The following is a 15046-nucleotide window of genomic DNA, read 5'->3' on the forward strand; positions in this document are numbered from 1 at the left end:
CCTCAAGATGAGATTTCCCAACTTCGGTTATAAGATCCCTCAAAGATGATGAGGTTAATAGGTTCGAGGTGGAAGCATGGTGACATGTGGAGCTGACGAATACTAATCGATCGAAGACTTAATCAAATTTAAATGTTTTGCGAAGCAAAATCACTTTTACTTACTATCTAGTTTTGAATGTATAAATTACATTCATATGTCTGGTGACTATAGCAAGGAGGTCACACCTGTTCCCATGCCGAACACAGAAGTTAAGCTCCTTAGCGTCGATGGTAGTCGAACTTACGTTCCGCTAGAGTAGAACGTTGCCAGGCAAAAATGGATGCGATGAGCCGCATTGAGACCGTAAGGTCTCTTTTTTTATGTCTAAAACGTCAAAATAAAAGTTAACACAAAGAAAAATGGCTTGGCGAAGTGAAAACGTTTGAATCTGACGAAACGAGAAAAGAGCGCAACGAGTTTAGTAGAGCTAAATGAGTAAGCGAGAGCCGAAGAAGAGGAAAGAAGCAAGCGATTGTCACAAGTCAAGAAAGGTTCTTAGCGAGGATGGTAGCCAACTTACGTTCCGCTAGAGTAGAACGTTGCCAGGCAAAAAATGGATGCGATGAGCCGCATTGAAATGCTCCCTTCAAAGTAGACATAGATGTACTGCTATATATGTTTCAAGAATATGAAAAAAGCGTGTCGTTTCAATACCTAATCGATACATTACAATTAGATATTAATGTCAATACTTTGTATCCTAAGTATAAATATTATAAAACCCATGGTGGAAATGATAATTTAATAATGTGCACTTTTGATTGTCTAAGTATGTACAACTTTAATTTTGTGTTTATATAAATTTAAAATGATATCATCGAAAACAAAATATTGTATAAATAGAGAAGAGCAGTAAGACGGTATCTAATTGAAAATGATCTTACTGCTCTTTTATATACTTTATTGAAATACAAAAAGGAAATTAATTATTATACAATAGACAAGCTATTGCATAAGTAACACTAACTTTTATCAAAGAAGTGTTACTTTATAATTAATGTTTTTATTAGAGCGTCTACATGCGGTTTTAAAGCATCATCGTCTATACCGCCAAAGCCTAATATAAATTTAGGGGTTTTCTTATAGTCTTGGTCATCATCAAAATTATAAACTTGTAATTTTAACTTTACTTTATTTGCTCTATCAAGACACTCTTGTAATGTTAATCCATTTTTTACTGTAATTGTAAAATGCATACCTGTTTCAGCACCTTGAATATCAAGTTGCTCTTTGTATGGCTTCAATCTTTTTAAAATATAGGTTAGTTTTCTACGATAAATTCGTCTCATTTTATTTAAATGCCTTTCAAAACCACCGGAAGATATAAACGTTGCAATAAGGTTTTGCATATGAACAGGTACAGTGTTGCCTTCAATGTGATTTTGAGAATGATATTTTTTCATTATAGAATAGGGTAACACCATATATGCAACACGACAGCTAGGAAAAATAGACTTTGAAAATGTACTGATATAAATCACTTTTTCTCCTCTTGAATATAGACCTTGTATTGCTGGAATGGGTTTACCGAAATATCTAAACTCAGAATCATAATCATCTTCTATAATAAATCGTTCTTCTTTTTCTTGAGCCCATTGTATTAATTGAGTTCGCTTTTTTAAGTCCATCACATATCCAGTTGGAAATTGATGGGAAGGCGTTATATATACTATATTTTTTTGTGATTTAATAACTTCATCTACGTTTATTCCATTATCTTCAACTTCAATTTGTTCATATTCAACTTGTTTTTTATCTAAAATATTTTTGATTGGTGGATAACTAGGTTTTTCGATAATAAACGTTGAAGTATAAAGTAAATCGACTAATTGATTTACTAATTGTTCGGTAGATGAGCCAATTATAATTTGATTAGGATCACAAATTACACCACGATTAGTAAATAAATAAAATGCCAGTTGAAATCTTAAATGTAATTCTCCTTGAAAATGTCCTCTACGTAATTGGTTCAAATGATTTGTATCATAAAGATCTTTGGAATACTTTCTGAAAAGTTCTATAGGGAAATGTTTCGTATCTATTTCATCCAAATTAAAAGCATAATCATAAGCTTCATCACTCGCTTTTGGTTTATATGAATCATCATCAAAAAGAGAGGGGATAGGTTGATTGTTTAAAATTGTTAAAGATTCAATTTCGGACACAAAATATCCAGAGCGAGGTCTTGAATAAATGTAACCTTCATCTAATAGAAGTTGATATGCATGTTCTACGGTTGTTTGGCTGATAGATAAATGTTTGCTTAATTGTCTTTTAGAATAAAATTTATCACCTTCTTTAAATTGACCTTCAATTATTTGTTTTTTTAATTTTTCATAAAGTTGATGGTATAAAGTGTTTTTCAATTTTATAACTGACCTCCTAAATTTGTCTTATTTTGTACCTTTTTAAATATCAGTTTATACATTACAATGTATTTAATCAACTTGAAAAGGGGTTTTATGTATAATGAGTAAAATTATTGGATCAGACAGAGTCAAAAGAGGTATGGCTGAAATGCAAAAAGGCGGCGTTATTATGGATGTCGTTAATGCTGAGCAAGCAAGAATTGCAGAAGAAGCTGGCGCGGTAGCAGTTATGGCATTAGAACGAGTACCTTCTGATATTAGAGCTGCTGGTGGCGTTGCACGTATGGCAAACCCTAAAATTGTAGAAGAAGTAATGAATGCTGTTTCTATTCCAGTCATGGCTAAAGCACGTATTGGTCATATCACTGAAGCAAGAGTATTAGAGGCGATGGGTGTTGACTATATTGATGAATCAGAAGTGTTAACACCAGCAGATGAGGAATATCACTTAAGAAAAGATCAATTTACAGTACCATTTGTATGTGGATGTCGTAATTTAGGTGAAGCTGCGCGTAGAATTGGTGAAGGTGCTGCTATGTTACGTACTAAAGGTGAACCAGGTACAGGTAATATTGTTGAAGCTGTAAGACATATGAGACAAGTTAATTCAGAAGTTAGTCGATTGACTGTAATGAATGATGATGAGATTATGACTTTCGCGAAAGATATCGGTGCGCCTTATGAAATTTTAAAACAAATTAAAGACAATGGTCGTTTACCGGTAGTTAACTTTGCAGCTGGTGGCGTTGCGACTCCTCAAGATGCTGCTTTAATGATGGAATTAGGTGCCGATGGTGTATTCGTTGGATCAGGTATTTTTAAATCAGAAGATCCAGAAAAATTTGCTAAAGCAATTGTTCAAGCAACAACACATTACCAAGACTATGAACTAATTGGAAGATTAGCAAGTGAACTTGGCACTGCTATGAAAGGTTTAGATATCAATCAATTATCATTAGAAGAACGTATGCAAGAGCGTGGTTGGTAAGATATGAAAATAGGTGTATTAGCATTACAAGGTGCAGTACGTGAACATATTAGACATATTGAATTAAGTGGTCATGAAGGTATTGCAGTTAAAAAAGTTGAACAATTAGAAGAAATCGAGGGCTTAATATTACCTGGTGGCGAGTCTACAACGTTACGTCGATTAATGAATTTATATGGATTTAAAGAGGCTTTACAAAATTCAACTTTACCTATGTTTGGTACATGCGCAGGATTAATAGTTCTAGCGCAAGATATAGTTGGTGAAGAAGGATACCTTAACAAGTTGAATATTACTGTACAACGAAACTCATTCGGTAGACAAGTTGACAGCTTTGAAACAGAATTAGATATTAAAGGTATCGCTACAGATATTGAAGGTGTCTTTATAAGAGCCCCACACATTGAAAAAGTAGGTCAAGGCGTAAATATCCTATGTAAGGTTAATGAGAAAATTGTAGCTGTCCAGCAAGGTAAATATTTAGGCGTATCATTCCATCCTGAATTAACAGATGACTATAGAGTAACTGATTACTTTATTAATCATATTGTAAAAAAAGCATAGCTTAATGTATGCTAAATCAACGAATTATTGATATTTATAGATTTGTTGAGAAGACAATATCTCCTTCAAACTTAGCTTTGGAGGAGTTGTTTTTTATGTCAAAATTAAAAATGATAAAAAATAAAGATATACATAAGAAAAAACCCCTTCAAAGACACTGAGAATAGTCAAAATTTTGAAGGGGTTAATTCGATGTTGATGTATTTGTTAAATAAAGAATCCAGCGATTGCAGCTGAAATGAAAGATACTAGTGTTGCACCGAATAATAATTTCAAACCAAAGCGGGCAACTGTATCTCCTTTTTTGTCATTAAGAGATTTAATCGCACCTGAAATAATACCAATAGAGCTAAAATTAGCAAATGATACTAAGAATACAGATGTAACACCTTTTGCGTGTTCAGATAAATCACTAAGTTTACCGAGTGCTTGCATTGCTACAAATTCGTTAGATAATAGTTTTGTCGCCATAACTGAACCGGCTTGAACTGCATCTTGCCATGGCACACCGACTAAGAATGCAAATGGTGCAAAGACAAAACCAATTAATGTTTGGAAATCCCAAGAAATAGCGCCACCTGAAACTGTACTAAAGATATTGCTTACAATTCCATTTAATAGAGCGATAATAGCAATGTATCCGATTAACATTGCGCCTACAATGACAGCTACTTTAAATCCATCTAAAATATATTCTCCTAGCATTTCGAAGAATGATTGTTGTCTTTCTTCAGTTTCTTCAACTAATAATTTGTCATCTTCTTCATTAACTTTATAAGGGTTAATAATTGAAGCGATGATGAAACCACCAAATAAGTTTAAGACAACAGCCGTTACAACATATTTAGGTTCAATTAAGGTAAAGTATGCACCGATAATTGAAGCAGAAACAGTCGACATTGCTGAAGCTGTTAATGTGTATAAACGTTGCTTAGGTATGTATGGTAATTGTTTTTTAATTGAAATAAATACTTCAGATTGTCCCAAAATTGCTGCAGCAACTGCATTGTATGATTCTAAACGTCCCATACCATTAATTTTAGAAATTAAGAATCCTAAAACATTAATGATTAAAGGTAAAATCTTTGTGTATTGAAGGATACCGATAATCGCTGAAATAAATACGATAGGTAATAATACACTGAAGAAGAATGGTGGTTGCTTAGGATCGATATATTGAATACCACCGAATACAAAGTTAACACCATCTGCTGCTTTTAATAATAAGTAGTTAAAACCGTTTGAAATACCACCAATAACCTTGATTCCCATTGTAGTTTTAAGCAAGATAAATGCAAAGATAAGCTGAATTGCAAGTAAAATTCCTACATATTTCCAGCGAATATTTTTCCTGTCTGAGCTAAATAGAAACGCAAGTGCTAAAAAGAAGATAATTCCGATAATCCCAATTAGAATATGCATATATTTCTCATTCCTTTAGTTTTTTCTACAATCTATCATACAATAAAATGGAAGGGCTAACATCATAAATTTTTGAAAATATAAAAACAAATTAATTGAAAAAGGTCAAAATAGGTCATATAATATAGTCAAAGAAGGTCAAAAAGGGGTGATATACATGCACAATATGTCTGACATCATAGAACAATACATCAAACGTTTATTTGAAGAGTCGAATGAAGATGTCGTTGAAATTCAGAGAGCGAATATCGCACAGCGCTTTGATTGTGTACCATCACAATTAAATTATGTAATCAAAACACGATTCACTAATGAACATGGTTATGAAATCGAAAGTAAACGTGGTGGTGGTGGTTACATCCGAATCACTAAAATTGAAAATAAAGATGCAACAGGTTATATTAATCATTTGCTTCAGCTGATTGGACCTTCTATTTCTCAACAACAAGCTTATTATATTATTGATGGGCTTTTAGATAAAATGTTAATAAATGAACGTGAAGCTAAAATGATTCAAGCAGTTATTGATAGAGAAACGCTATCAATGGATATGGTTTCTAGAGATATTATTAGAGCAAATATTTTAAAACGTTTGTTACCAGTTATAAATTATTACTAAATGAAATGAGGTGTTGAAGTGCTTTGTGAAAATTGTCAACTTAATGAAGCGGAATTAAAAGTTAAAGTTACAAGTAAAAATAAAACAGAAGAAAAAATGGTGTGTCAAACTTGTGCTGAGGGGCACCATCCGTGGAATCAAGCTAATGAACAACCTGAATATCAAGAACATCAAGATAATTTCGAAGAAGCATTTGTTGTTAAGCAAATTTTACAACATTTAGCTACGAAACATGGCATTAATTTTCAAGAAGTAGCGTTTAAAGAAGAAAAACGTTGCCCATCATGTCATATGACTTTGAAAGATATTGCACATGTTGGTAAATTTGGGTGTGCTAATTGTTATGCAACATTTAAAGATGACATCATTGATATCGTCCGCAGAGTTCAAGGTGGACAATTTGAGCACGTTGGAAAGACACCACATTCTTCACATAAAAAGATAGCTTTAAAGCGAAAAATCGAAGAAAAGAATGAATATTTGAAAAAACTTATTGAAATCCAAGATTTTGAGGAAGCAGCCATTGTTAGAGATGAAATTAAAGCACTAAAAGCTGAGAGTGAGGTGCAACATGATGACGCATAATATTCATGATAATATCAGCCAATGGATGAAAAGTAATGAAGAAACACCCATTGTTATGTCTTCTAGAATTCGGTTAGCGCGTAATTTAGAAAATCATGTGCATCCACTAATGTATGCTACTGAAAATGATGGATTTAGAGTTATAAATGAGGTACAAGATGCCTTGCCAAATTTTGAATTAATGCGTCTTGATCAAATGGATCAACAAAGTAAAATGAAGATGGTTGCAAAGCATTTGATTAGTCCTGAACTAATAAAACAACCAGCAGCCGCAGTATTAGTGAATGATGATGAATCTTTAAGTGTCATGATAAATGAAGAGGACCATATTCGTATTCAAGCTATGGGAACTGACACGACATTACAGGCTTTATATAATCAAGCTTCATCAATTGATGATGAATTAGATAAAAGCCTTGATATAAGTTATGATGAACAACTTGGTTATTTAACTACATGTCCTACCAATATAGGTACTGGTATGAGAGCAAGCGTGATGCTACATTTACCAGGTCTATCTATTATGAAAAGAATGACACGGATTGCTCAAACCATTAATCGTTTTGGATATACAATCAGAGGTATTTACGGTGAAGGTTCGCAAGTTTATGGACATACTTATCAAGTATCCAACCAACTTACACTTGGTAAATCTGAGTTAGAAATCATAGAAACATTAACAGAAGTTGTTAATCAAATCATTCATGAAGAAAAACAAATACGACAAAAGTTAGACACTTATAATCAATTAGAAACACAAGACCGTGTTTTTCGCTCGCTAGGTATTTTACAAAACTGTAGAATGATAACTATGGAAGAGGCTTCTTATAGATTAAGCGAAGTTAAACTTGGTATAGATTTAAATTACATTGAATTACAAAACTTTAAATTTAATGAATTGATGGTAGCTATACAGTCACCATTTTTATTAGATGAAGAAGATGACAAATCTGTAAAAGAAAAACGAGCAGATATACTAAGAGAACATATAAAGTAGGAGGTCATTATTTATGTTATTTGGTAGATTAACTGAGCGTGCACAGCGCGTATTAGCACATGCACAAGAAGAAGCAATTCGTTTAAATCATTCAAATATAGGAACAGAACACCTATTATTGGGATTAATGAAAGAACCTGAAGGAATTGCTGCAAAAGTATTAGAAAGTTTTAATATCACTGAAGATAAAGTAATTGAAGAAGTTGAAAAATTAATCGGACATGGTCAAGATCATGTTGGTACATTGCATTATACACCTAGAGCTAAAAAAGTCATTGAATTATCGATGGATGAAGCTAGAAAATTACATCACAATTTTGTTGGAACGGAACATATTTTATTAGGCTTGATTCGTGAAAATGAAGGTGTTGCAGCAAGAGTTTTTGCAAATCTAGATTTAAATATTACTAAAGCACGTGCACAAGTTGTGAAAGCTTTAGGAAACCCTGAAATGAGTAATAAAAATGCACAAGCTAGTAAGTCAAATAATACTCCAACTTTAGATAGTTTAGCTCGTGACTTAACAGTCATTGCCAAAGACGGTACATTAGATCCTGTTATAGGACGTGATAAAGAAATTACACGTGTAATTGAAGTATTAAGTAGACGTACGAAAAACAATCCTGTGCTTATTGGAGAGCCAGGTGTTGGTAAAACTGCTATTGCTGAAGGTTTAGCGCAAGCCATAGTGAATAATGAGGTACCAGAGACATTAAAAGATAAACGTGTTATGTCTTTAGATATGGGAACAGTAGTTGCAGGTACTAAATATCGTGGTGAATTTGAAGAGCGTCTGAAAAAGGTTATGGAAGAAATCCAACAAGCAGGTAATGTCATCCTATTTATTGATGAGTTGCATACTTTAGTTGGTGCTGGTGGTGCTGAAGGTGCTATCGATGCTTCGAATATTTTGAAGCCGGCATTAGCACGTGGTGAATTACAATGTATTGGTGCTACTACATTAGATGAATATCGCAAAAATATTGAAAAAGACGCGGCTTTAGAACGTCGTTTCCAACCTGTACAAGTTGATGAACCTTCAGTAGTAGATACAGTTGCTATTTTAAAAGGATTAAGAGATCGTTACGAAGCACACCATCGTATTAATATTTCAGACGAAGCTATTGAAGCAGCTGTTAAATTAAGTAACAGATACGTTTCAGATCGTTTCTTACCAGATAAAGCAATTGATTTAATTGATGAAGCAAGTTCTAAAGTAAGACTTAAGAGTCATACGACACCTAATAATTTAAAAGAAATTGAACAAGAAATTGAAAAAGTTAAAAATGAAAAAGATGCCGCAGTACATGCTCAAGAGTTTGAAAATGCTGCTAACCTGCGTGATAAACAAACAAAACTTGAAAAGCAATATGAAGAAGCTAAAAATGAATGGAAGAATGCACAAAATGGCATGTCAACTTCATTGTCAGAAGAAGATATTGCTGAAGTTATTGCAGGATGGACAGGTATCCCATTAACTAAAATCAATGAAACAGAATCTGAAAAACTTCTTAGTCTAGAAGATACATTACATGAGAGAGTTATTGGGCAAAAAGATGCTGTTAATTCAATCAGTAAAGCGGTTAGACGTGCCCGTGCAGGGTTAAAAGATCCTAAACGACCAATTGGTAGCTTTATCTTCCTTGGACCAACTGGTGTTGGTAAAACTGAATTAGCTAGAGCTTTAGCTGAATCAATGTTTGGCGATGATGATGCGATGATCCGTGTAGACATGAGTGAATTTATGGAAAAACACGCAGTGAGCCGATTAGTTGGTGCTCCTCCAGGATATGTTGGTCATGATGATGGTGGACAATTAACTGAAAAAGTTAGACGTAAACCGTATTCTGTAATTTTATTTGATGAAATTGAAAAAGCACATCCAGATGTATTTAATATTCTATTACAAGTTTTAGATGACGGACATTTGACAGATACAAAAGGACGTACAGTTGATTTCAGAAATACAATTATCATAATGACATCAAACGTTGGAGCACAAGAATTACAAGATCAACGATTTGCTGGATTCGGTGGTTCAAGTGATGGACAAGATTATGAAACAATTCGAAAAACGATGTTAAAAGAATTAAAAAATTCATTCCGTCCAGAATTTTTAAACCGTGTAGATGATATCATTGTATTCCATAAACTAACAAAAGAAGAATTAAAAGAAATTGTAACAATGATGGTTAATAAATTAACAAATCGATTATCTGAACAAAACATAAATATTATTGTTACTGATAAAGCGAAAGACAAAATCGCAGAAGAAGGATATGATCCAGAATATGGTGCAAGACCATTAATTAGAGCGATACAAAAAACTATCGAAGATAATTTAAGTGAATTAATATTAGATGGTAATCAAATTGAAGGTAAGAAAGTTACAGTAGATCATGATGGTAAAGAGTTTAAATATGACATTGCTGAACAAACTTCAGAAACTAAAACACCATCGCAAGCATAATTATAAAACAGTCCAAAACAAATTAAAGTTTTGGGCTGTTTTTTTAGTAGCATTGAACTATAGAAATTCGTGAAAGTATCCATCAACGAAACAATCTAATAAAATAATCATCAAAGGATAGTTAAGAATTATATGAAACAAGTTAATGAGCCTACAGCGATAGCATAAAGGTATGAATTTTTATAAAGGTTTTTTGTTTGAAGATACTAGCAACTTACGTCAAAATAAAATAGGTCTATATAATATTGTGATAAATCTAGAGAAAAGAGTTTACTAAGAAATTATTAAGATTTTATCTTTGAAAGATACCGACTATCAACATGATGTAAGTTTATTTTATAATATTCATAAAAAATAAATCTGATAAAACAGTTTGCGTTAGTAGTCATGTTAAAATACAAACAAATGTAACTCACATTTAATTTGTCATAATGGGAATGTGCGTTTAAAATAGATTTGTTCAAAGGAAAGTGGAGGTGCAATTTTGGCCAAGAAAAAAGTGATTTTTGAATGTATGGCTTGTGGTTATCAATCTCCTAAATGGATGGGGAAATGTCCTAATTGTGGCGCTTGGAATCAAATGGAGGAAATTGTTGAAAAAGCAGCCAATCCTAAACATGGAGTGAAAACCAAGGAATTAGCAGGTAAAGTACAAAAATTAAATAGTATTAAACATGAAACAACGCCGAGAGTGTTAACAGATTCAGCAGAATTCAACCGCGTATTAGGTGGAGGTATTGTGAGCGGATCGTTAGTACTTATTGGTGGGGATCCAGGTATTGGTAAGTCAACGTTACTTTTACAAATTTGTGCATCGTTATCTCAAAAGAAAAAAGTACTATATATTACTGGAGAAGAATCGCTTAGTCAGACTAAATTACGTGCAGAGCGATTAGATGAAGATTCAAGTGAATTGCAAGTATTAGCTGAAACAGATCTTGAAGTTATTTATCAAACAGTAAAAGAAGAACAACCTGATTTACTAGTAGTGGATTCGATTCAAACAATATATCATCCTGAAATCAGCTCTGCGCCAGGTTCTGTTTCACAAGTTCGTGAAAGTACACAAAGTTTAATGAATATTGCTAAACAAATGAACATTGCAACTTTTATAGTGGGTCATGTAACGAAAGAAGGTCAAATTGCTGGCCCAAGATTGCTAGAACACATGGTTGATACTGTGCTTTATTTTGAAGGCGATGAACACCACGCATATCGAATTTTGCGAGCTGTTAAAAACCGTTTTGGTTCAACGAATGAAATGGGAATCTTCGAAATGAAGCAAAGTGGATTAAAAGGTGTAAATAATCCATCTGAAATGTTTTTAGAAGAACGTTCAACAAATGTTCCAGGTTCAACAATTGTTGCAACCATGGAGGGAACCAGACCACTTTTAATAGAAGTTCAAGCGCTGGTAACTCCAACGACTTTTAACAATCCGAGACGAATGGCAACAGGGATTGATCATAATCGATTAAGTTTGTTGATGGCTGTTTTGGAAAAGAAAGAAAATTATCTATTACAACAACAAGATGCTTATATCAAAGTAGCTGGCGGTGTAAAGTTAACGGAGCCAGCAGTTGATTTAAGTGTAATTGTAGCAACTGCGTCTAGCTTTAAAGATGAAGCTGTCGACGGATTAGATTGCTATATTGGAGAAGTTGGTTTAACGGGTGAGGTACGTCGTGTATCTCGGATAGAACAACGCGTGCAAGAGGCTGCAAAACTAGGTTTCAAACGTGTAATTATTCCTAAAAATAATATAGGCGGATGGACATATCCTGAAGGTATACAAGTAATAGGTGTAACTACTGTACATGAAGCATTGTCATTTGCTCTTCATTCATAAAACATCAAGAAAGGAGGACATTGTGTGAATATCGTTAAACTAATGGTTATTATTATTTACTTAATTATTGGGAGCGCATTAGGAATAATTATTATTCCTGAAATTGCAAATGATCTTGGATTACAAAACTCCAGCTTTTTAAAAAATCACTATGTAGATGGCATTATCGGTAGTATTTTTATGTTCTTAATTTTTGGTGTATTTATTAGACGAGTTACTAACGCTATAAAAGGTTTAGAACATTTTATTATGCGTAGAAGTGCTGTTGAAATACTATTTGCAACAATAGGTTTAATAATCGGATTACTTATTTCTGTTATGGTGTCGTTTATATTAGAATCAATTGGCAACTCTATTTTTAATCATTTCATTCCTGTCATAATTACGATATTACTATGTTATTTCGGTTTCCAATTTGGCCTTAAAAAACGAGATGAAATGTTAATGTTTTTACCTGAGAATATAGCGCGTTCCATGTCACAACATACTAAAAGTGCTACGCCAAAAATTATCGACACAAGCGCAATTATTGATGGTCGTATTTTAGAAGTCATTCGTTGCGGTTTTATCGATGGCAATATTTTAATTCCACAAGGTGTTATTAATGAATTACAAATTGTTGCAGATTCAAATGACAGTGTTAAACGTGAAAAGGGTAAAAGAGGCTTAGATATTTTAAATGAATTGTATGATTTAGATTATCCTACAAAAGTCATACATCCAACTAAAACACATAGTGATATTGATACAATGTTATTAAAGCTAGCTAAACAATATCATGCAAGTATTATTACGACAGATTTCAACCTAAATAAAGTTTGTCATGTACATGGTATCAAAGCATTAAATGTTAATGATTTATCAGAAGCAATCAAACCTAATGTACATCAAGGTGATCAACTGCATATTTTACTGACAAAAATGGGTAAAGAGCCTGGTCAGGCAGTAGGATATCTAGATGATGGTACGATGGTAGTTGTTGATAATGCTAAAAATCTTATTGGCAGTCATGTCAATTTAGAAGTAGTCAGCTTATTGCAAACATCTTCAGGAAGAATTGTTTTTGCTAAAAAAATCGAAGATACAGTATCATTATAAAAACTGTAGTTGACGAAAACAAAATAGATATTAAAAGGTATATGAAATGGCGAAGTTTGTAATTTGAAGTATAACTATAAATAAATGCAAAACATAATAGTTATCAAAAAATACAAATAGTGCTAATATATCATTGAAACAAGTTCATTAAGTGTTAAATTTTAGATATTAATAAAGTTATTCTTATAGCAATCAAGACATACAAAATTAGAATCAATTTTAACGTATTTGAATAGTTAATTTGAAGTTTAATTTCACAGTACATAATATTCATTTTTAAGTCGTTGAAATGTTTATGTAGTGCAGTCTTGATTCTTAGGGATAGCTTTTTTAAAGTGTTGAAAAAACAACTGCTTTCTATTTAAAATTTAAGCATATTACCCAGGGAATTATGTTATGATTAAACAATGAAATTATTTTAAGGTCATGTTAAAAAGCATTGTTTCGTTTTAACAATAAGACGAGTTAGACATTTGTTATGACGGTCGAAGATAGCAAATGAACAATTTATATGAACTAACTTGAAAATCTGATATTTAATTTAGGAGTGAAAAAAATGAGCGATCGTATAAGAGTAAGATATGCACCAAGTCCAACTGGTTATCTTCATATTGGTAATGCAAGAACAGCATTATTCAATTACTTGTATGCTAAACATTACAACGGAGATTTTGTGATTCGAATTGAAGATACTGATAAAAAACGTAATTTAGAAGATGGAGAAACATCACAATTTGATAATCTTAAATGGTTAGGATTAGATTGGGATGAGTCTGTAGATAAAGACAATGGCTACGGACCATATCGTCAATCTGAACGTCAACATATCTACCAACCATTAATAGATCAGTTACTAGCAGAAGATAAAGCATATAAATGCTATATGACAGAAGAAGAATTAGAAGCTGAACGTGAAGCGCAAATCGCTCGTGGTGAAATGCCTCGCTATGGTGGTCAACATGCGCATTTGACTGAAGAACAACGTCAACAATTTGAAGCAGAAGGACGCCAACCATCAATTCGTTTCCGAGTACCTCAAAACCAAACGTATTCATTTGATGATATGGTAAAAGGAAATATTTCATTTGATTCAAATGGTATTGGTGACTGGGTTATCGTAAAAAAAGATGGCATTCCAACGTACAATTTTGCAGTAGCTATAGATGATCATTACATGCAAATTTCAGATGTAATTCGTGGTGATGATCATATTTCAAACACGCCTAAACAAATTATGATTTATGAAGCATTTGGCTGGGAGCCACCTCGTTTTGGTCATATGTCATTAATTGTTAATGAAGAACGTAAAAAGTTAAGTAAACGTGATGGGCAAATTTTACAATTTATTGAGCAATATCGTGACTTAGGTTATTTACCTGAAGCGTTATTTAATTTTATTGCGTTATTAGGTTGGTCTCCTGAAGGTGAAGAAGAAATCTTTTCTAAAGAAGAATTTATCAAAATCTTTGATGAAAAGCGTTTGTCAAAATCACCAGCATTTTTCGATAAGCAAAAATTAGCATGGGTTAATAACCAATATATGAAACAAAAAGATACTGAAACAGTATTCCAATTAGCATTACCTCATTTAATTAAAGCAAATTTGATTCCTGAGGTGCCGTCAGAAGAGGATTTATCTTGGGGACGCAAATTAATTGCGCTTTATCAAAAAGAAATGAGTTATGCCGGTGAAATTGTACCTTTATCAGAAATGTTCTTTAAAGAAATGCCAGCTCTTGGTGAAGAAGAACAACAAGTGATTAATGGAGAGCAAGTACCAGAGTTAATGACGCACTTATTCAGTAAATTAGAAGTACTTGAACCATTTGAAGCGGCTGAAATTAAAAAGACAATTAAAGAAGTTCAAAAAGAAACAGGAATAAAAGGCAAGCAATTATTTATGCCTATTCGTGTTGCTGTAACAGGCCAAATGCATGGTCCTGAATTACCAAATACAATTGAAGTACTTGGTAAAGAAAAAGTGCTAAACCGTTTAAAACAATATAAGTAATGAAATAGACAAGATCAAGGTAGTATATACTT

11 protein-coding genes and 2 rRNA genes are annotated in these 15046 nt (G+C 32.8%); 11 read left to right on the forward strand and 2 right to left on the reverse strand.

The window, feature by feature from the left end; translation table 11 throughout:
- Together IDG65_RS08640 and rrf are read left to right on the forward strand one after the other, a co-directional pair.
- Nucleotides 1–126, forward strand: a 23S ribosomal RNA gene (locus tag IDG65_RS08640); the annotation flags it as partial.
- A 73-nt stretch (nucleotides 127–199) separates the two neighbouring features.
- Nucleotides 200–314 (forward strand): 5S ribosomal RNA (gene rrf, locus IDG65_RS08645).
- 711 nt (nucleotides 315–1025) lie between these two features.
- Here the strand turns inward: rrf and pdxR are convergent.
- Nucleotides 1026–2408: a MocR-like pyridoxine biosynthesis transcription factor PdxR gene (gene pdxR / locus IDG65_RS08650; RefSeq protein ID WP_000799250.1), complete on the reverse strand. Its 1383-nt coding sequence runs from the start codon at nucleotides 2406–2408 to the stop codon at nucleotides 1026–1028.
- 103 nt (nucleotides 2409–2511) lie between these two features.
- Between pdxR and pdxS the strand changes: the two genes are divergently transcribed.
- Together pdxS and pdxT are read left to right on the forward strand one after the other, a co-directional pair.
- Complete coding sequence (pdxS, locus tag IDG65_RS08655) at nucleotides 2512–3399, forward strand: pyridoxal 5'-phosphate synthase lyase subunit PdxS (RefSeq protein ID WP_000034728.1); 888 nt, start codon at nucleotides 2512–2514, stop codon at nucleotides 3397–3399.
- Between the two features lie 3 nt (nucleotides 3400–3402).
- On the forward strand, nucleotides 3403–3963 hold the full coding sequence (gene pdxT, locus IDG65_RS08660; RefSeq protein WP_000690441.1) for a pyridoxal 5'-phosphate synthase glutaminase subunit PdxT: 561 nt from the start codon (nucleotides 3403–3405) through the stop codon (nucleotides 3961–3963).
- 207 nt (nucleotides 3964–4170) lie between these two features.
- On the opposite strand, the gene IDG65_RS08665 is transcribed toward pdxT, so the two are convergent.
- Nucleotides 4171–5385: a NupC/NupG family nucleoside CNT transporter gene (locus tag IDG65_RS08665; RefSeq protein WP_000547794.1), complete on the reverse strand. Its 1215-nt coding sequence runs from the start codon at nucleotides 5383–5385 to the stop codon at nucleotides 4171–4173.
- A 157-nt stretch (nucleotides 5386–5542) separates the two neighbouring features.
- On the opposite strand from IDG65_RS08665, the gene IDG65_RS08670 reads away from it, so the two are divergent.
- The 7 genes from IDG65_RS08670 (at nucleotide 5543) to gltX (ending at nucleotide 15014) form a co-directional block, all read left to right on the forward strand.
- On the forward strand, nucleotides 5543–6004 hold the full coding sequence (locus IDG65_RS08670) for a CtsR family transcriptional regulator (protein ID WP_000551762.1): 462 nt from the start codon (nucleotides 5543–5545) through the stop codon (nucleotides 6002–6004).
- A gap of 18 nt (nucleotides 6005–6022) precedes the next feature.
- Entirely contained in the window at nucleotides 6023–6589 is a 567-nt protein-coding gene (locus IDG65_RS08675) for a UvrB/UvrC motif-containing protein (RefSeq protein WP_000882069.1), read from the forward strand.
- Nucleotides 6579–7586 carry a protein arginine kinase gene (locus tag IDG65_RS08680; RefSeq protein ID WP_001805606.1) on the forward strand — a complete coding sequence of 336 codons (1008 nt, stop codon included), beginning with the start codon at nucleotides 6579–6581 and terminating at the stop codon, nucleotides 7584–7586. The genes IDG65_RS08675 and IDG65_RS08680 overlap by 11 nt, the downstream gene beginning before the upstream one ends.
- Nucleotides 7587–7599: 13 nt before the next feature.
- A complete protein-coding gene (locus tag IDG65_RS08685; protein ID WP_000897132.1) occupies nucleotides 7600–10056 on the forward strand; it encodes an ATP-dependent Clp protease ATP-binding subunit in 2457 nt (818 codons plus the stop codon).
- Nucleotides 10057–10540: 484 nt separating this feature from the next.
- Nucleotides 10541–11905 (forward strand): DNA repair protein RadA, encoded by a 1365-nt coding sequence (radA, locus tag IDG65_RS08690; protein ID WP_001085218.1) that lies wholly within the window; start codon nucleotides 10541–10543, stop codon nucleotides 11903–11905.
- A gap of 24 nt (nucleotides 11906–11929) precedes the next feature.
- Nucleotides 11930–13003, forward strand: coding sequence for a PIN/TRAM domain-containing protein (locus tag IDG65_RS08695; protein WP_001028376.1), 1074 nt, complete (start codon nucleotides 11930–11932; stop codon nucleotides 13001–13003).
- A gap of 556 nt (nucleotides 13004–13559) precedes the next feature.
- Nucleotides 13560–15014 carry a glutamate--tRNA ligase gene (gene gltX / locus IDG65_RS08700; RefSeq protein ID WP_001283794.1) on the forward strand — a complete coding sequence of 485 codons (1455 nt, stop codon included), beginning with the start codon at nucleotides 13560–13562 and terminating at the stop codon, nucleotides 15012–15014.
- Nucleotides 15015–15046 lie beyond the last annotated feature (32 nt).

This window comes from Staphylococcus sp. EG-SA-17 (assembly GCF_017151845.1).
Lineage (GTDB): Bacteria > Bacillota > Bacilli > Staphylococcales > Staphylococcaceae > Staphylococcus > Staphylococcus aureus.

Excerpts from the sequence above, each read along its gene's own strand:
- IDG65_RS08680 (WP_001805606.1), top strand. The coding sequence starts at position 6,579 with ATGACGCATAATATTCATGATAATATCAGCCAATGGATGAAAAGTAAT.
- pdxT (WP_000690441.1), top strand. The coding sequence starts at position 3,403 with ATGAAAATAGGTGTATTAGCATTACAAGGTGCAGTACGTGAACATATT.
- pdxS (WP_000034728.1), top strand. The coding sequence starts at position 2,512 with ATGAGTAAAATTATTGGATCAGACAGAGTCAAAAGAGGTATGGCTGAA.
- IDG65_RS08670 (WP_000551762.1), top strand. The coding sequence starts at position 5,543 with ATGCACAATATGTCTGACATCATAGAACAATACATCAAACGTTTATTT.
- IDG65_RS08685 (WP_000897132.1), top strand. The coding sequence starts at position 7,600 with ATGTTATTTGGTAGATTAACTGAGCGTGCACAGCGCGTATTAGCACAT.
- gltX (WP_001283794.1), top strand. The coding sequence starts at position 13,560 with ATGAGCGATCGTATAAGAGTAAGATATGCACCAAGTCCAACTGGTTAT.
- IDG65_RS08665 (WP_000547794.1), bottom strand. The coding sequence starts at position 5,385 with ATGCATATTCTAATTGGGATTATCGGAATTATCTTCTTTTTAGCACTT.